Source organism: Streptomyces sp. NPDC104313, assembly GCF_055583985.1.
On the sequence record NZ_JBVJMW010000012.1, the window covers coordinates 229,522 to 247,820 of the forward strand.

The window sequence follows — 18,299 nt, forward strand, 5'->3', positions numbered from 1 at the left end:
GGCGCCGACGGCTCACCACTCACAGGACTGAAGAACGACAGGACGACAGGACGACAGGACGACAGGACGACAGGATGAGAGAGCACCGGGCCACCGCGCCACCAGGTCACCAGGTCACCAGGTCACCTGGTCACCAGGACTGACGAGACCTCAGCCGCCCGTCCCCGACCAGAAGTCGGAACGGACGTTGGGACGGGGCAGCGGATAGACGTCCTTGTACGCCGGACCGTTCGGCTCGGCGGTGGAAGCGGCCACCTCGGACTCCTTCACGCACGGGCTGTCGGCCTCCAGGAAGGCTTGTCCCTTCCCCCGGAAGGAGACGCTGACACCGAATCCGCTCTTCGTGACCGCGTACACCGCCGGGAACTTCTCGTCCTTGTTGACCGCCTTGATCCGGTAGTCGTTCTTCCGCCAGAACGTCTCCGCACGGTCCAGGAACGTCTGACGGAGTTCGGGGGAGACGACGGTCATGACGGCCCGCCGGCGGGTCACACCGCAGGCCCGGGTGGTGGTCGGCCCGTGCGCCCACCGCACATCGGGGTCGATGCCCTTCAGGACCGCGTCCAGCATCGCGTCGGACCGCTCGGCAGCCTCCTGCATGTCCATCCCGCGCTCCGTTCCGCTCTCCGTCACGCCGCCGTCCCGCACGCTCTCACTCCCGCATCCGGACAGCGCGACCCCCAGGGCCAGGACCACCGCGACGAGGGGCAGGGCCTGCTTCGCTCGACTCACTTCGGTTCCTCCATCTTGAGCCGGCCGGCGTTGCCCGACACGATCAGGGCGATGCTGTCCGCGGACACGGCGTCGCGTTCCGGGCTGAAGTAGTTCGAGTGCGAGTCCAGACTGACACCGCTCCCGCTGACGAGCGGGGGACCGTCGGCCACCGGGAAGCGCCGCGCCCCGAACGCCTTGCTCGCCGGATCCTTCCCGAACCACAGGTCGTCGTCACCCGGATCGGCGAGATCGCCGGCCAGGTAGCCCCCGCCGGGACCGCCCAGGGCCAGCCCGATGCCGCCCACCACCACCTGGGTCTTCGAGGGCAGCTTGGTCACCGGGTCATTGGCGGCGGCCCCCACGAAGACGTGCTCGCTGCCGACACCGAGGTCCACGGCGTGGTCGACGCCGACCCCCGGACTGCCGACCAGGATGATGTCGTCGACCCCGGGAATCCCGCCGGGCCGGGCCGCCGCGGCGCCCACGGTCCGGGATCCGTAGGAGTGCCCGATGGCCGTCATGTGCGGGTCCTTGTTCTGGTTGGTCACGGAGATCCCGCCCATGAAGTCGCGGTAGGCCGCCCCACCCTTCTCGGCGCGCCCCGTTCCCATGACGGCGAAGTAGCCCGCCGCCCCGTCCTTGTCCGGCAGCTGCGGCGCGTCGTACCCGAGCCAGACGATGGACGCCGTGGAGTCGTCGTACCCCTGCGCCCCGATCGCGGTGTCCCGGGCCCGCCCGAGGTCGTTCTTGGCGAACTCCTCGTCGAGCGAGGTGTTGAGCCCCGGTACGTACGCCGACACATGCTGGGAGGCATCCGGATTGCCGAACGAGACGATGGCCCGCCCGTTGCCCTCGTCACCGATCCCGATGAGATACATGGGCGGCTTGCTGTCCTCCTTGAGCTGCCGCTCGATCTCCCGCAGCCCGGCCAGCTGGTCACGGGCCTTGTCGGTGTCGACCCCCTCCAGCTTGTCGATCAGCGCGGGAAGATTCCTGCGGTTGGCGGCGTCGCGCGCGAGGACCGGGATGCCGTCGAGACTGCCGATCCGCTCCGGGACCAGCTCGATGTACCGATCGCGTTCCTCCGGCGACAGCCCGTCCCACCAGGCCTTGTTCCCGGCGGGCGTGGCGTTGTGCGGGATCCGCCCGCTCAGGTGCGCGCGCTCGGCGTCCCGCACCTCGGCATCGACCCGCGCCCCGGAGCCGGGTATCTCCAGCCCGGCGCCGGCGCCGCCGACCGCCTTGTTCCAGTCCCAGGCGGCGCCGACGTAGTCGCCCCGCTCCCACTTCTCACCCGCGCCCCGGGTGTCGCGCGCCCACTGGTCGACGATGCGCCGACCGCTCTCGCCCGGCCGCAGGACCGCGTCGACGACCCCTTGGACGTCGCCGCCCAGCCCGTCCCCGAGGAACCCGTCGAGGAACCCGCCGCCGTTGGGGCCCGCGGGTCTACCCGCGTCGACCGGCACCATGACATCGCTCGGGGGGAAGGCGTCGCCGCCTTGGTCGCCGCCTTGGGGGGACGAGGCGTTGCCCTGGGGGCCTGAGGTGTCACCGGAGCCGCTACTGCCGCTCCCGGCGGTACTGCCGCTGTCTCCGACGGTGCTGCCGGTGCTGCCGGTGCTGCCGGTGGTCGCGGCCCCTCCGGTGCCGCCGGTGGTACTGGTGCTGCCGGCACCGCCGGTGAGGCTGGACTCGTCACCGCCGCCAGCGGCACCAGCACCGCCGTCCGTACCAGCGCCCGGAGCACCCTCGTAACCGCTGCCGTCACCGCTGCCGCTGCCGTTGTCGTCGTCGTTGCCGTTGCCGCTGCCGTTGCCTTCGGCGCTTCCGCCACCGGCTACGACGTCATGCCCCGGCGCCGGGCACGAGCCCCCGGTAAGCTCGCAGATCGCGCTGCGGATCTCTGCGGTGAGCTGCCTGCCGGTTCCGGTGGCCATCAGCCCGCCGACGAGCGCGACGACCACGAGGACGAGGCCCAGATACTCCAGCGCGGTCTGCCCACCGTCGCGGCGCAACCTCATCATCCGGGCGAAACTGAACAGCCGCTGCTCGGCCCGCTGCTCCAGACCGCTCCGGAACCATCGACGACTTCCCGGCCGGCACAGCAGCACGATGACGGCCGCCGGAATCACCAGCCGGGCGACATCCCCCGCCCCGGTCCCGCCGCTCAACTCCGCGAGGGAGCCGAGGACTATCCACGCCTGAACGGCGAGGAGCCCGTACCAGACCCGGACGCCGCCCTTACGGACGTACAGCGCCAGCACGAAGGCAGCGATGCCGGGTAACGAGGCGTAGAGCAACAGCCCGAGGAGGTACCCGTCGACGGCGTCCACCGAGGACGCCGTCGACAGGGCCCTGACCGCACCCACCAGGGTGGCCACGAAGAGAACGTGAAGCAGGATCAGCACCGCCTGCAACGGCCGGGGCATCACCCGCCCCGAACCCACTACGGCAGCGCTTACATCGACGCCAAGAGGAACCGCGCTTCTTCGTATGCCGGACAAGAGCAGTCCCCTACCTCGTGAGTGGGCGGAACGGGCGACAGATCAGTCACTCCGCGTATGCGACCACACGGGCAGGGGACACGACATGGGCCCCAGGGCCCAATACAGGGCTCAAAGCCCGTACGCACCAGCCCAGTTGAGCCGACATGCCCCGATCACGACCTTCTTGTCGCCTCCACGGGGGCGACTGCCGACCAGAAGTCGGAGTGGATGTCGGGGCGGGGGGACGAGCCGCGCTTCCGGATCGAGGAACGCGGTGGCACGGCTGGTGGAGTCGACGGCCATGGTTACTCCACCCACACCGCTCACCCCGTTCCTCTTGGTCATGGAGCGGCACTGCGCCAAACGCGCGGTACGCGACATGCCGTACGCCAATCCGCCGAGCCCCGGCTCCGTACGCACCCGCTCCCGTGAATCCTGGGCGGGCAGAGCGAGGCCGCCACCTCCCGCGGAGCCGCGCGGTCCACCCGAACGAAGGCGGAGCCGAGCGCAAGCATCCTCGCCGGCGCACAACTAGCCGCACAGCCGCACAGCTGCACAGCCGCACAGCTGCACGGACGAGCCCCGCCGACCGCGGACCCGTCGGCCCTGCACCCCCCACCCTCCGGGCTCCGCTCGCTCCCAGCGCACGGTTCCCCACCCACCCCTGAAGAAGCATCGAACAGGAGGCCGACCGGCGCACCGGCGGCTCTCGAACGGCGCATACGAACACGCCGTGCCCCGCGAACGCTGCAACCACGTCAGGAACCCAGGGCCACCGTCGTTGCTCCTGGTCACAGCCCGTGATACACAGAGTAACCAGACGTATGCCTGAAGAACCCCGGCGAGTCACAGTCAGGGCGGGCGCCCCGGTCAAACGTGCGAGATCCGGGTAAAGAGACCCGGGAAGACGTCGTGCGAGCGCGGTTTCATCAGCGAAGATAGAAGGCGACTCGTGCCGGACGGCACGGGCAGCGAACTACCCAACAGGGGCGGTGACTTACATGATCCTGGCAGCAGAGAAGGGCGACATCACCACCATCATCGGCGGAATCGCTCCGGACTGGGGGCCGTTCGGGACGCTGGGCAACGAGGCGCGCATCATGATCGAGGTGGTGATGGCCATCGCCATTCTGCTCTGCCTCGGCATCGCGATCTGGGGCGCGGCGAAGCAGCGTATCGGAGCGACGGCACTCCGCGACACGTTCAGCGCGGAGCAGGGCAAAGGCCTGATCGTGGCAGGACTGACAGGGGTCTTCATCATCGGCTCTCTGGGGACCCTGTTCACCATCGTGTACGGAATGGCCGTCTGACCCACCGTCGGCCGCTTCCTCCGGATCGCCCCGGCCCGCTCCCCACCATCCGCCCGTCGCGCCCACCGGCTGAGGTTGCGTTTCCCTGATGTCGAGTCACCACACCGCGCTCAAGCGGCAACCAGCACAGCTACCGTCGTCCTGCGCGGACCCGCACACGACCGAGGGAGCGAACGCGGCATGAGTCCCGGTGACGAGCACGACTACCGCGGCAACGACCAGGGGGGCCGGCCGGACGACCCGTACAGCACCCTCGGCGGCACCCGTCAGACCCGAACCCGTCTACCCGACGGCGACTCGGGACTCCCTCACGCCCGCCGCCCGGTCCGCAACTCCCGTTCTCTCGTGACCATCACCGGCGTCGTGGTCCTCCTCATCGCCGCCATCGCCTTCGCCAATCGCGGCGGTGGCAGCGACGAGGACGCCGCACCTGGCGCCAAGAAGCCCGGAGCCACAGGAAGCGCCCCCACCGCGGCCACCGGCACCAAGCCCGTCCAGGGCAAGAACGGCACGATCGCCTCCGGCTTCGCCCACGACGAACAGGGGGCGCAGAGCGCTGCGGCGAACTACTCCGTGGCGTTGGTTTCCGCAGAGATCCTTAAGCCTGAGAGACGACCAGAGATCGTTGGCCGCATCTTCACTGCAGATAGGGCGAACGAGCTTGGGGAGAAGTTCGACCAGGCGTATAGCAAGGACTTTCTCGACAAAGTAGGCCTGGATGAAAGGGGCTATGCCCCTGACGGACTGACATACATTTCGAGGACAGCACCGGTCGGAACCAAAGTCACCGACTACACGGAGTCAACCGCCACCGTCGAGGTCTGGTGCACCGGAGTGTTCGGCACGGCCGGTGTCAGCTCGACCAACCCGGTAAGCAGCGACTGGTTCACGATGTCACTGAAGCTTCGCTGGGTCGAGGACGACTGGAAGGCCGAAAGCTTCATCCAGAAGGACGGCCCTGCTCCTGTGAACATGGATCGCACTGCTTCGAGCGCTGATGAAATGGCCAAGGCAGTAAAGGAGTTCGGGGGGTTCACCTATGCTCGCTAAAGCCCGGCGGGCAGTCACCGCTGCTGTCCTGCTCACGGGAGCACAGGCGGCCATGGTTGCCATGGCAAGTCATGCCGCTGCTGCTCCCACGCCGACGCCGACACCGTCCGACCAGGATAGGTGCGACCTGATTGTCGGCCCCGCCAAGGACTACTGCGAAGGCGGCGAAGGAGCCGGTTCACGTACCCAGGACGTCCCCTCCACCGACGCCCTCGACCCCCTCTCCTCCCTCGCCCGAGGCTGCGCCGACGCCGCCTCCTGGATCGTCGGAAAGCTCAGCGAGGCCGTCGAGTCCACGGCCGACGTCGACTTCACCAACCCCAAGTTCCTCCAGCAGTACGCCGTCATCTTCGCGGCCTCCACCATCCTCACCCTCGTCCTCTGGCTCCTCGCCGTAGCCAAGCGGGCCATCCGCGGCGTCCCCCTCACCACCGCGATCTCCGAGGCCGTCGGCTTCCTCTGGCTCACCGTCCTCGCCTCGGCCTTCACCCCGCTGATCCTCTACACGATCGTCTCCGCCACCGACGGAGTCACCGAGGTCATCTCCTCCGCCACCGGCGGCCAGACCGACGTCTTCTTCGGCTCGTTCGCCGAAGCCCTCAAGAAGGGCGAAGACATCGGCGGCGGACCGATCATGCTGATCGTCGTCTCGCTCGTCTCGATCCTCGCCGCCGGCGTCCTGTGGCTGGAGCTCGTCATCCGCGCCGCCCTGCTCTACGTCGGCGCGCTCCTCGGGATCGTCGTCTACGCCGGCCTCGTAGACAAGAACATGTGGGGCCACGTCCGCCGCTGGGCCGGCATCATGATCGCGGTGATCATGGTCAAGCCGGTCATCGTCATCGTCCTCGGCCTCGCCGGAGCACTCTCCGCGGACGACGGCCCCGACGCCTTCTCCGCCGTCGTCTCCGGCCTCTCCATCATCCTGCTGGCCATCTTCGCCTCCGCCATGATCTACCGCTTCGTCCCCGGCTTCGGCGACGAGATCCAGGGCGCCCGCACCAACCGCAAGCAGGCCACCGACGGCGCCCAGGCCGCCGCCCTGATCAGCTCCCCGGCCGCCCTCGTCTCCCAGGGCATCAAGACCCACAGCGGCCGAAACGACCAGAACAGCGGCGGAGGCGCCCGCCCCGCCAACCCGGTCAGTGGCGGCGTCGCCGCCCACAGCTCCCGCAGCTCCGGCGGCGGGACCGGCGGCGGCTCCGCGCCCTCGCCCCGCAGCGGGTCCGCGCCCACCTCCGGGACCCCCCACAGCAGCCGCTCCCCCCGAGGCGGAGGCGGCTTCGGCACCACAGGTAACTCGAACACAGGAGGTGGAGGGCGTTGACGACCCAGACCCACACGATGACGCCCCGCCGCACGTATCTCATCGGCCGCGCCCGGCCGAACGCGATCGTCGGCAAGAACCGCGAGACCGGCGAGATCGCCCTCATCATCGTCGGGGCGTTCCTCGGCATGATGAGCGGACTCCTCGTCCCGGTCCTCTCCCTCCGCATCGTCTGCCTCGTGGGCTTCCCGATGCTGGCCCTCACCATCGTGTACGTCCCGTACAAGGGACGGACCTTCTACAAGTGGTTCGAGATCAACCGCAGCTTCAAGCGCTCCCTGCGCCGCGGCACCGCCTACCGCTCCACCGCTGTGGAAGCGGGCGTCAGCTCCGACGGCCTTGAGGTCGAGATCGGCCCGCCCCCCGGCATCGGCCGGATCAGCTGGCTCGCCGCCCCCTTCGGACCCGACGAGATCGCCGTTCTCCTCCACGCCGACCGCCGCACCGTCACCGCCGCCATCGAGATCGAGGGCCCCGGCGTCGGCCTCCGCGACAGCGAGGACCAAGAAGCTCTCGTCGACCGCTTCGGCACCCTCCTCAAGCATGTGGCCAACGGCGACGGCTTCGTCACCCGAATCCAGATGCTCGCCCGTACCCTCCCCGCCGACCCCGACGCCCACGCCAAGGACGTCGCCCAACGCGGCGACAAGGCTTCCCCGGGCTGGCTCCAGGAGTCCTACGACCAGCTCCAGTCCATGGTCTCCACCTCCAGCGAGCAGCACCGCGCCTACCTCGTCGCCTGCATGCACTACAGCCGCGAGCTGGCCGCCGAGGCCCATGCCATGGCCCGCGCCGCCCGCCCGCACGGCGGCCGCAAGCTCGACCGCGACGCCGGCCTCGCCGTCGTCATGGCCCGCGAGCTCACCGACATCTGTGCCCGCCTCGCCGAGGCCGACATCCGGGTACGCCAGCCGCTCGGCCAGAGCCGCCTGGCCTCCCTCGTGCACTCCATGTACGACCCGGACCACCCCATCGACCACATCCAGGCCATGACCAAGCGCAACGCCTGGCCCGCCGAACTGGACGCGGTCGAGCCGACGTTCCTCCAGGCCAAGACCCGCGAGTCCACCACCCGCGCCCCCTGGTGCCACGCCACGGCCTGGGTGAAGGAATGGCCGATGACTCCCGTCGGCGTCAACTTCCTCGCCCCTCTTCTCGTCCACACGCCCGACGTCATCCGCACCGTCGCCGTCTGCATGGACCTCGAACCCACCGAGGTCGCCATCGAACGCATGCTGACCGAGAAGACCAACGACGACGCCGAGGCCAGCCGCCAGGCCAAGATGAACCGCACCGTCGACCCCCGCGACATCGCCGCCCACGGCCGGCTCGACCAGCGGGGTGAAGATCTCGCCAGCGGCGCGGCCGGAGTGAACCTGGTGGGGTACATCACGGTGTCGTCCCGCTCACCCGAAGCCCTCGCCCGCGACAAGCGCACGATCCGCGCCTCGGCCGGCAAGTCGTATCTCAAGCTGGAGTGGTGCGACCGCGAGCACCACCGGGCCTTCGTGAACACGCTCCCGTTCGCCACCGGCATCCGCCGCTGACGGCCTGACGCCGTATCGATCGCCGCTCCAGCACCCGGTCGATCACCGCTCCACCACCCGCAGGAAGAACCGCAGCGGTCGCAGCAACCGCAAACAAGAGAGGGCACCCCCACCATGCGAGACCCCCTGTCCGCATTGTCGGATGCCTTCACCTCCTTCCTCTTCGGCAAGGTGGAGACGACCCGCCTCCCCGTCCGTACGTCGACGGGCCAGGCCCAGGCCGTCTACCTCCCCACCGCCGCCCCGGGCCTCGGCGACTCCGGCGTGATCATCGGCCGCGAGGTCTACAGCGGCAAGGGCTACATCTACGACCCCTTCCAGCTCTACGGGCAACAACTCCCCGCCCCCCACTGGCTCGTCCTCGGCGAGTCCGGCAACGGCAAGTCGGCGCTGGAGAAGACCTACGTCCTGCGCCAGCTCCGCTTCCGTGACCGCCAGGTCGTCGTCCTCGACGCCCAGGGCGAGGACGGCGTCGGCGAATGGAACCTCATCGCCCAGGAGCTGGGCATAACCCCCATCCGGCTGGACCCCACCGCAGCACTCAACGGCGGCATCCGGCTCAACCCCCTCGACCCCTCCATCACCACCACCGGTCAGCTCGCCCTGCTCCGTACGATCATCGAAGTCGCGATGGGCCACGGGCTCGACGAGCGTTCCGGCTTCGCCCTGAAGGTGGCCCACGCCTACGTCACCGCGACCATCACCGACCGTCAGCCGGTCCTGATGGACATCGTGGAGCAGCTGCGCCACCCGGAGCCCGAGTCCGCCGAGGCGATGAACGTCGACATAGACGATGTACGGGCCTGGGGCCTGGACGTCGCCCTCGTCCTGGACCGCCTGGTCGACGGTGACCTGCGGGGCATGTTCGACGGCCCCACGACCTTCGGCATCGACCTCGACGCGCCCCTCATCGTCTTCGACCTCTCGCACATCGACCGCAACTCGATCGCGATGCCGATCCTGATGGCGATCGTCGGCGTCTGGCTGGAGCACACCTGGATCAGGCCCGACCGCAAGAAGCGCATCTTCCTGGTCGAGGAGGCGTGGCACATCATCAACTCACCCTTTGTCGCCCAGCTCTTCCAGCGCCTCCTGAAGTTCGGGCGCCGGCTCGGCCTCTCCTTCGTCGCCGTCGTCCACCACCTCAGCGACGTGGTGGACGGAGCCGCGGCGAAGGAAGCGGCGGCCATCCTCAAGATGGCCTCCACCCGCACGATCTACGCCCAGAAATCGGACGAGGCCAGAGCGACCGGCCGGGTCATCGGCCTGCCACGCTGGGCCGTCGAGATCATCCCGACCCTCACCCCCGGCATCGCCGTCTGGGACGTCAACGGCAACGTCCAGGTCGTCAAACACCTGATCACCGAAGCCGAACGCCCCCTGGTCTTCACCGACCGCGCCATGACCGAGGGATCGACGGACGACCTGCTTCCCGAGGACATCCGCGCCGCCGAGCTGGAGGCGGAACAACGGGCGGCCCGGATCGAGCACCAGCAACGGATGAACGAGTCGTCAGAGTCAACGGTGGCATGACATGGCACGCCAGGCATCGCGGGGCCGGGGCCCGGCCCATCACGACGGACACGACCGGCCCCAGGGCGGCGGCGTCCCCGACGGCATGCTGATCGGCCTCCTGGGGCTCCTCTTCGCCGCCACCCTGGTCGCCTGGACGGCCACCGGCCTCGCCGGGCTCTTCGCCCACGGGGCCTGGCCACATGGCGTGACGTTCACCCGGTCCCCGCTCGCCCTGCGCGAACTGGCCACCTCCCCCCAGGACCTCGCCGCGGCCTGGCCGGGGACACCCCCGGCCCAGCTCTCCGGGTACGGCCTGTTCTGGGGCCTGTTCATCGGCGAACTGATGGTGCTGGTGGTCCTCGCGGTGTTCGCGCTCGGAGTCGTGGCCCGTGGTCGTGCCGTACGGGAACGACGCCGCGAGGAACGAGCCTTCGGAGCGCACGAGAAGCAGGCCCCCGCAGAGAGCCCGCCCCCAACACTGCCGACCCCGGCCCAGCCCCAAGCACCAGCACCAGCACCAGCACCAGCACCAGCACCAGCACCAGCACTGACGAAACCCCGCCCCACCACAGCCGCAAGCACACCCACGGCCGCGGCCGCGGAGACGCCCGCTCCCCCCGAGGCCCCCAGGACATCCGAGGAGACCCCCGGATTCCCTCCCTCCGACCCCCCTCTCCTCCCCCTCCCCCTCCCTTCCCCCCGCACCCCTCTCCTCGTCTACGCCCCCGCCCCCGCCCGGCGCCCCACCGTCGTCCGGGCCGTCCACGACGCCGAAGGTCCTGCCCTCGTCGTCACCTCGGACCCCACCGTCTGGGCCGAGACGAAAGACGCCCGCGCCAAGCTCGGCCCGGTCCTCGTCTACGACCCGGGCCACCTCTGCGACACCCCGGCCCGCCTCCACTGGTCGCCCACCGCGGGCTGCGAGCTCCCCGAGGTCGCCGCCGCACGCGCCGCCGCCCTGCTCGCCCCGGTACGCCCGGGGGCCCGGATCGACGCGGCGGTGGCCGACACGGCGCAGACACTCCTCCAGTGCTGGCTGCACGCCGCCGCGGTGGACGGCCGCCCCTTCCGCCAGGTCCTTCGCTGGGCCTCCGGGTCCGGCGCCCACGAACCGGTACGCCTCCTCCGTACGCACCCCAAGGCCGCGTCCGGACTCGCCGGGCTGCTGGAGTCCGCCCTCACCGCCTATCCCGAACGCCGCGAAGTGGCACAGGAACTGACGGTACGGGCGTTCGCCGCACTGTCCACGGTGCACATCCGGGAGGCCTGCACGGCGAATCGAGCGGATTCTCTCGCACTGGATTCTTTTGCGGACGAAGGGGGAACGCTCTATCTGGTGGGCGAATCCATCGAGGATCCCCGCTCCCGCCCCGGCGCGATGCCCCTCCTCACCGCGTTGGCCGCAGACGTGGTCGAGCACGGCCGCCGCATGGCCGCACGGTCATCCGACGGTCGGCTCGACCCACCAATGACGCTCATCCTCGACGACGTCGCGGCCGTGGCACCCCTGCCCCAACTCCCGGAACTGCTGACGACAGGACAGAAACGGGGCATGCCTGCCCTCGTGCTGCTCCGCTCCCGGGAACAGGGAAGGGCCCGCTGGCAGGAACGCCTGCACGCACCCGCCCCTGGCGCCGGCTAGACAAAAGCCCCCCGAAGCTGCCGCCGCTACCCCTCGCGCCCGAGGACGTACTCCAGCTCCAGCTCGCCCCGACCGCCCGGAGCCGGAATCCGCTGCCCGGAGGGGACGAATCCGAACCGCCGGTAGAACGCGGCGGCCCGCGGGTTCTTCTCGTGTACATAGAGGCGCACCCGCTCCAGCCTGGGAGAGGACCGCGACCACACCCACGCGACGGCCTCCCGGAACAGCGCGTCCGTCACCCCGGTCCCCCGCACCTCGGGACGGACGAACACGCCGACCAGGTGCGCCTGTTCCACTGCGGGCGCCTCCCCGAAGCGCACATCGTCCTCCGGGCTCTCGACGAGCACGGTGACCGACCCCACCCACATCCCCTCGGGTGACTCCGCGACGAACTGCCGGACACGATCGCCCCCGCCCTCGGCCGCGGCGGCGGCCCACTCCACCCAGAAGGCGTCCGGCTTCGCCACGGCCTCCTCGTACGACTCCAGAAACGCCACCGGGGCCACCGGGTCCTTCAGAGCATCCAGCCGCAACTGCCTGACCTGCGGCCATTCCTCGGCCCGCACCGCACGCATCACATAATCCATGCCCCGATCCTCACCCGCGCCCGTCCCACGTTCAACCGACTAATCCCACCGGGCGCCACCACCAAGGCCACCTCCGCCACCAAGGCCACCGCCACCACCACCCACAAAGCGACCGCACCGCACCCGCACCCGTCGTACCCCGGTACTACGCCCCAGGCCCACGTCCAGCCCCGGTCGGACGACCGTGCCCCGTCGGCTCCGTAGCGTCGACCGCATGATCAAGGCACACGGACTCACCAAACGGTACGGCGACAGAACCGTCGTCCAGGATCTCGACTTCACCGTCCACCCCGGCACGGTCACCGGCTTCCTCGGCCCCAACGGCGCCGGGAAATCCACGACGATGCGCATGCTCCTCGGCCTCGACGCCCCGACGCACGGCCGCTCCACCGTCAACGGGTGCTCCTACGCCACCCACCCCGCACCCCTCACCCAGGTCGGCGCCCTGCTGGAGGCCCGGTCCGTCCACCCCGGCCGGTCCGCCCTCAACCACCTGATGGCTCTCGCCCACACCCATGGCATCCCGCGCCGCCGCGTCGAGGAGGTCATCGACCTCGCCGGACTCACCGACGCCGCCCACGGGAGGGTCAGGGGTTTCTCCCTCGGCATGGGCCAGCGGCTCGGCATCGCCGCCGCACTCCTCGGCGACCCCGCCACGGTCATCCTGGACGAACCGGTCAACGGGCTGGACCCCGAAGGCGTCCTGTGGATCCGCACCCTCCTCACCTCCCTCGCCGCCGAAGGCCGTACGGTCCTCGTCTCCTCCCACCTGATGAGCGAGATGGCCCTCACCGCCGACCATCTGATCGTCATCGGCCGCGGCAGGCTCCTCGCCGACACCACGGTCACCGAGCTGATCCGCTCGGCGGGCGGGACGTCCGTCAAGGTCATCACTCCGCGACCGGACGAACTGGCCGCACACCTGAGGGACCCGGGCGTGACCATCACCGCCACCCGCGCCCCCACCACCGACGCCCCGGCCCACGAACTCCGGATCCGAGGTGTGGACGCCGCGCACATCGGTGGCGTGGCCGCCGCCCACGCGATCACACTGCACGAACTCACGCCGCTGACCGTGTCGCTGGAGCAGGCGTTCATGGACCTCACCCAGGAATCGGTGGACCACCGGCCGCAGCAGCGGACACCGTCCACTCCCACCCCCTCCCTCGACTCCTCCCCTCGCACCGGAGCAGCAGCATGACCACAGCCCACCCCACCCCTCAATCCCCAGGCCGGATCACACCGTCACCGCAACCGCCATCGCCATCGCCATCGCCACCGCCATCGCCATCGCCATCATCGTCACCGCAGTACCGCATCACCCCGATCCGGATCCTGCGCTCGGAATGGCACAAGCTCCGCTCCCCGCACTCCACCTGGATCACCGTCATCTCCGCGGTCGTCATGGTCCTGGGCGTCGGCCTGATCATGGGCGGGACCTACACCTCCGGCGGCGGGGACTCCGACGTCGACACCGTCGTCCTGACCCTGTACGGCAGCATGCTCGGACAGTTGTGCCTGGTCGTCCTGGGCATCCTGATGACCGCAGGCGAGTACGCGACCGGCATGATCCGCTCCTCGCTCACCGCCGTACCCGCCCGGCACCCCGTCCTGTGGGCCAAGGCCGCGGTGTTCGCCGTCACCGTCTTCACCGTCATGTTCGCGACGGCCCTGGCCACGGTCGCGGCGGCCCAGGCCTTCCTCCACGACACCGACCAGGCCGCCTCGCTCACCGACCCGGGCATCCTGCGCGCCCTGGCGGGGAACGCCGGAGCTCTCACCTTGCTGGGCCTGGTCGCTCTCGGCCTCGGCGCACTGCTGCGCTCGGTGCCCGGCGCGATCGGCGCGTTCATCGGCGGGGTCATGATCCTGCCGGAGATCCTCGGGATGCTCCCGTACGACGCCGTAGAGCGCGCCATCATGTACTTTCCCACCCAGGCCGCCGGTGCCCTGGGCTCCGCCACCCCCATCCCTGGCACCGTCTCTCCCGGCCCCGCCCTGCTCGCCCTGTCCCTGTGGGCGGGCACGACGCTGGCCGCGGCGGCGCTGGCGCTCAACCGCCGCGACGTCTGACCCGCCAGGAGCGACCAGGTGACGGACCACCCCCAAGCCGCCGGCACACCCCCGGCGCCCGACGCCGCCCCGGCATCGCCCCCACCCACCGACCCCACCGGCACCACCGGCACGGCCCCCCTCACCCGGATCATCCGCGGTGCCCTGGACCGCCTCCGTGCCTTCGACCGGCGTCGGCCACTGGTCTGGGACGCGGCGGTGACCGCGTTCTGGACCGTGGCGGCGGTGCTCGACTACACCTCCGGCGGCTGGCGGACCGTCGCACGCGACGACGTGACGGCACCCGAACCGCTGGTGCTCCTGATGAGCATCTGCTTCTCGCTACCGCTGCTCCGGCGCCGCACGCACCCCATGGCCCTGCTGCTGCTGATGGCACCGGTGTCCCTGGTGAACATCTGGACGGGCGCCGTGGTCCAGGCCGCACTCCTCCAGCTGATCCCGGTGTTCCAGATCGTCCTGCGCTCCTCCTTCCGCACGGTCGGGGCCGCGGCTGCGCTGTTCGTCGCCCCGGTCCTGGCCATCGGCATCCGTATCCCCTCCACCTGGGGCCAGGAAGTGGTCTCGTACGTCTGGGGCCTGGTCTTCGTCGTCCTGCTGGGCATCGCGGTACGGACGCGCCGCGAGTACACCGAGGCCCTGGTCGAGCGCGCCCACCGGCTGGAACACGGACGCGACCAGCAGGCCCGGCTCGCCGCCGCCGCCGAACGCACGCGCATCGCACGGGAGATGCACGACATCATCGGCCACAACCTGTCCGTCATCACGGGCCTGGCGGACGGCGGCGCGTACGCGGCCCGGAAGAACCCGGAGCGTGCGGGCCAAGCACTGGAAGCCATCGGCGCCACCAGCAGGCAGGCCCTGTCCGAGCTGCGCCGACTGCTGGGCGTCCTGCGCGACGACCGCCCCGAGGCCGAACGCACCCCGCAGCCGACACTCGACGAACTGGCCCCCCTCATCGAACGCGTACGCCGGGCGGGACTGCCCGTCCACCTGGAACTCCACGGCGAACCCCGCACCCAGTCACTCACCGCGGGCCGCCAGCTCACCGTGTACCGGGTGATTCAGGAAGCCCTGACCAATACCCTCAAGCACGCCGCCCCACCCGCCATGGACCGGCAACCCCCGCAAGAGCCGCGCCTGGAGCCTCTGTCCGCGACGGTCACCCTCACGTACACGCCCACGCACCTGGACGCCCGCATCACCGACACCGGTGCCGGAACCGGCCCGGCCCCGGGCACCGAGGAAACACCGCTGCCGGCCCAGGGCATCATGGGCATGCGGGAACGCGCCGCACTGTACGACGGCACCCTCGAAGCGGGACCGCTGCCGGAACACACCGGATGGCGGGTACACCTCCGCCTTCCCCTGGAGGGGGTGTGAGCGAGACAGCAGCTGGGCGGTGCCGATCGTGGGATCGTCTTCGACCCAGCCCTGGCGCTGCCACCAACCGATCGCCCTGCGCGCGATGGACAGCTCCCGGTCAACGGTGTCGGCGTCCATTCCGCCCGCCGCCCGCCCGCGCCGCCGCCGGCTCGGCCAAGACCTCCGGCAGTGCCGGATGGTCGATCGCGGCGACGGGGAAGACGGGCGGCTCTACGCCCCGGCGGGCGGGTCCGGTCGGCGCGGGTTCGCCGACGAGCATCCACCCCCATGTCGTTGGCGAGTTCCGGCAGATCCGTGCGGATGACTTCCCGATGCCCGCACGGGTGAGGTACCGCCCAACCAGCGCGGTGTACGACGCGGGCGAGGCGGACAGGGGCACCATCCGGGCGCGCGGCACACGCAGCACGCCCCCACTCCCGAGTTCGGCCGCCAGTTCGATCGACATACGCCTCCGCCCGAGTGCGGTTCCCCTGTGCGGACTTGAGGGGAGGGGACTGTCAGTGCCCGGCGCCGGCATGCTCACCTGGGTCATGCCCCAGATCACTCCGTGATGGGCAGGCACTCGGCGAGCAGGGCGACGACGTCGCGCCAGGCTCGCCGCGCGTGCCGTGGGTGGTAGCCGACGCCGGGGAGCACGGGGTGGTCGACCGGCGGGTGGTGGAAGGCGTGCAAGGCGCCGCCGTAGACCGTGAGGCGCCAGTCGACGCCCGCGGCCTGCATCTCAGCGGTGAACGCGTCCCGTTGCGCGGGCGGCATGATCGGGTCTTCCGACCCGACCCCGGCCCACACCGGGCAGCGAATGCGTGCTGACTCGCCCGGTCGGCCCGTGGTAGTCGCGTTGACTGTCCCGATCGCCCGCAGGCTGACGCCGCCGCGCCCGAGTTCCAGCCCGACGGCGCCCCCGGTCCCGTAGCCGACGGCGGCGATCCGGTCGGGGTCGGTCCGCGGTTCGGTACGCAACACGTCGAGCGCCGCATGGCCGATGCCCCGCATCCGGTCGGGATCAGCGAGCAGCGGCAGGCAACGGGCCAGCATCTCCTCCGGGTCGCCCAAATAACGCCCGCCGTGAAGGTCGAAGGCCAGCGCTACATATCCCAGTTCGGCGAGAGCGTCGGCCCGGCGGCGCTCGACGTCGCTGAGCCCCATGCCCTCCGGGCCGAGCAGCACCGCGGGCCGGCGGTCGGCACCGGCAGGGAGCGCGAGGTGCCCGATCATCGTCAGACCGTCGGCCGGATACTCGACTGTGCGCGTCGTCATCGTCGTCATGAGATGGGACTGTAGTGATCGTCGAGCCGGTCCGGCCGGTGCTCTGCCGCCGGCAGAACAGCGCGGGTATCCCGCTGAAATACGGCGAGGGCTCACGCCAACCGTCACGAACCCCGTTCCCACGGCAGCGCTGCGAAACACTCCCCCAGGCCTCGGTGTTGGAAACCGACCCCTCGCGGCCGGATCTCTGGCGCGCACAGGCCCGCTCCCGTGAAGGGCGTCACCAGTTGGTTCATCACGAAGAGTCCACCACCATCTCCGGGGCGTTCTCCAGCGCCGGGAATCATCCCCTACGCCGGTACGATTTCGGCATCGACGGCAGAACCAGCACATGCTCAGCTCGCAGTCCGTGGCATCGGCCGCCCCTCTCCAACTCAGCGCGAATCGGAGAGAAGAACAGATGCGGCTCATGCGCGGTGATCAGCCGCCTGAACCGCGGATACGCGGTCCTCGCGATCGATCGACAGCCGAATGGATGACGGGCGACCGGAGCTCAGGGCTTCAGGATCACCCCGACCCGAATCCCCCTTTGAGGCGTATCTCGGTCACAGCCCTGGAGGACACGCACCAGTGACAACCGTGCTCATCGCCGATGACCAGCCGATGCAGCGCTTCGGCTTCCGCATGCTGCTGGAGAGCCAGGACGACATGACGGTCGTCGGCGAGGCCGGCAACGGCAACGAGGCCGTCCACCTGGTCGCCCGCCACCACCCGGACGTCGTGCTGATGGACATCCGTATGCCCGGCCTCGACGGCATCGAGGCGACCCGGCGCATCATCGCCTCGGGCGCCCGCGCCCGCATCCTGATCGTCACGACGTTCGACCTCGACGAATACGCCTACGACGGCCTGCGCGCCGGCGCCAGCGGCTTCCTGGTCAAGGACGCCCTGCCCGAAGAACTCCTCGCCAGCCTCCGCGCCGTGGCCCCGGGCGACGCGGTGGTCGCCCCGACCCTGACGCGTCGTCTCCTCGACGCCTACGTGCACCACCTCCCGGCAGTGCCGGGCACGCCCGCGGCGTCGGACCCGCGCCTCACCACACTGACGGAACGGGAACGGGAGATCCTCACCGTGATCGGACAGGGCTGGTCGAACACGGAGATAGCCGCCCGTCTCCATCTCGCCGAGTCCACCGTGAAGACGCACGTGACCCGCATCCTCGCCAAGACCGGCGCGAGGGACCGCGTCCAGGCAGTCATCCTGGCCTACGACACCCGCCTGGTCAGCCCGACGTAGACGAGTGTCGGGCGATACAAGAAGAACAAGGAACAAAACCGAAAGGTCAAGACGGTCAAGGCCGGCCAAGACCAAAGGTACTGAAACGCAGAAAAGCCCCGTGCCAATGGCACGGGGCTTTCCCGGAAAAATTGTTCGGCGGCGTCCTACTCTCCCACAGGGTCCC

Annotated in this window: 15 protein-coding genes; 10 read left to right on the plus strand and 5 right to left on the minus strand. The window is 70.1% G+C overall.

Annotation, left to right across the window (positions count from 1 at the left end):
- Positions 1-150: 150 nt before the first annotated feature.
- Both ACZ60Q_RS26515 and ACZ60Q_RS26520 read right to left on the minus strand, forming a co-directional pair.
- Complete coding sequence (locus ACZ60Q_RS26515) at positions 151-732, minus strand: hypothetical protein (protein WP_469639496.1); 582 nt, start codon at positions 730-732, stop codon at positions 151-153.
- Positions 729-3,143: an alpha/beta hydrolase gene (locus tag ACZ60Q_RS26520; RefSeq protein ID WP_469639499.1), complete on the minus strand. Its 2,415-nt coding sequence runs from the start codon at positions 3,141-3,143 to the stop codon at positions 729-731. Before ACZ60Q_RS26520 ends, ACZ60Q_RS26515 begins: the two co-directional genes overlap by 4 nt.
- A gap of 1,058 nt (positions 3,144-4,201) precedes the next feature.
- Between ACZ60Q_RS26520 and ACZ60Q_RS26525 the strand changes: the two genes are divergently transcribed.
- The 6 genes from ACZ60Q_RS26525 to ACZ60Q_RS26550 all read left to right on the plus strand — a co-directional run bounded on the left by ACZ60Q_RS26525 (position 4,202) and on the right by ACZ60Q_RS26550 (position 11,588).
- A complete protein-coding gene (locus tag ACZ60Q_RS26525) occupies positions 4,202-4,510 on the plus strand; it encodes a hypothetical protein (RefSeq protein WP_003968086.1) in 309 nt (102 codons plus the stop codon).
- Between the two features lie 180 nt (positions 4,511-4,690).
- Positions 4,691-5,560, plus strand: a complete 870-nt coding sequence (locus tag ACZ60Q_RS26530; RefSeq protein WP_469639501.1) for a DUF8175 domain-containg protein — start codon at positions 4,691-4,693, stop codon at positions 5,558-5,560.
- A gap of 61 nt (positions 5,561-5,621) precedes the next feature.
- Positions 5,622-6,884: a hypothetical protein gene (locus tag ACZ60Q_RS26535; protein WP_469639504.1), complete on the plus strand. Its 1,263-nt coding sequence runs from the start codon at positions 5,622-5,624 to the stop codon at positions 6,882-6,884.
- Positions 6,881-8,431 (plus strand): SCO6880 family protein, encoded by a 1,551-nt coding sequence (locus tag ACZ60Q_RS26540; RefSeq protein WP_469639507.1) that lies wholly within the window; start codon positions 6,881-6,883, stop codon positions 8,429-8,431. Before ACZ60Q_RS26535 ends, ACZ60Q_RS26540 begins: the two co-directional genes overlap by 4 nt.
- Positions 8,432-8,545: 114 nt before the next feature.
- Positions 8,546-9,964, plus strand: coding sequence for an ATP-binding protein (locus ACZ60Q_RS26545; RefSeq protein WP_469639510.1), 1,419 nt, complete (start codon positions 8,546-8,548; stop codon positions 9,962-9,964).
- Between the two features lies 1 nt (position 9,965).
- The gene (locus ACZ60Q_RS26550) at positions 9,966-11,588 is read left to right on the plus strand and encodes a type IV secretory system conjugative DNA transfer family protein (protein WP_469639513.1); all 1,623 of its coding nucleotides are present in this window, start codon (positions 9,966-9,968) and stop codon (positions 11,586-11,588) included.
- 26 nt (positions 11,589-11,614) lie between these two features.
- On the opposite strand, the gene ACZ60Q_RS26555 is transcribed toward ACZ60Q_RS26550, so the two are convergent.
- A complete protein-coding gene (locus ACZ60Q_RS26555) occupies positions 11,615-12,175 on the minus strand; it encodes a GNAT family N-acetyltransferase (protein WP_469639516.1) in 561 nt (186 codons plus the stop codon).
- A 214-nt stretch (positions 12,176-12,389) separates the two neighbouring features.
- On the opposite strand from ACZ60Q_RS26555, the gene ACZ60Q_RS26560 reads away from it, so the two are divergent.
- The 3 genes from ACZ60Q_RS26560 to ACZ60Q_RS26570 are packed head-to-tail and all read left to right on the plus strand — an operon-like array spanning position 12,390 to position 15,628.
- Complete coding sequence (locus ACZ60Q_RS26560; protein ID WP_469639519.1) at positions 12,390-13,376, plus strand: ABC transporter ATP-binding protein; 987 nt, start codon at positions 12,390-12,392, stop codon at positions 13,374-13,376.
- Positions 13,373-14,248 (plus strand): ABC transporter permease, encoded by an 876-nt coding sequence (locus tag ACZ60Q_RS26565; RefSeq protein ID WP_469639521.1) that lies wholly within the window; start codon positions 13,373-13,375, stop codon positions 14,246-14,248. The genes ACZ60Q_RS26560 and ACZ60Q_RS26565 overlap by 4 nt, the downstream gene beginning before the upstream one ends.
- 18 nt (positions 14,249-14,266) lie before the next feature.
- Entirely contained in the window at positions 14,267-15,628 is a 1,362-nt protein-coding gene (locus tag ACZ60Q_RS26570) for a sensor histidine kinase (protein ID WP_469639524.1), read from the plus strand.
- Between the two features lie 100 nt (positions 15,629-15,728).
- On the opposite strand, the gene ACZ60Q_RS26575 is transcribed toward ACZ60Q_RS26570, so the two are convergent.
- Complete coding sequence (locus ACZ60Q_RS26575; RefSeq protein ID WP_469639527.1) at positions 15,729-16,076, minus strand: hypothetical protein; 348 nt, start codon at positions 16,074-16,076, stop codon at positions 15,729-15,731.
- A 95-nt stretch (positions 16,077-16,171) separates the two neighbouring features.
- Positions 16,172-16,897, minus strand: coding sequence for a dienelactone hydrolase family protein (locus ACZ60Q_RS26580; RefSeq protein ID WP_469639530.1), 726 nt, complete (start codon positions 16,895-16,897; stop codon positions 16,172-16,174).
- A 570-nt stretch (positions 16,898-17,467) separates the two neighbouring features.
- Here ACZ60Q_RS26580 and ACZ60Q_RS26585 point away from each other — a divergent pair.
- Entirely contained in the window at positions 17,468-18,133 is a 666-nt protein-coding gene (locus ACZ60Q_RS26585) for a response regulator (protein WP_469639533.1), read from the plus strand.
- The last annotated feature ends 166 nt before the right edge of the window (positions 18,134-18,299 follow it).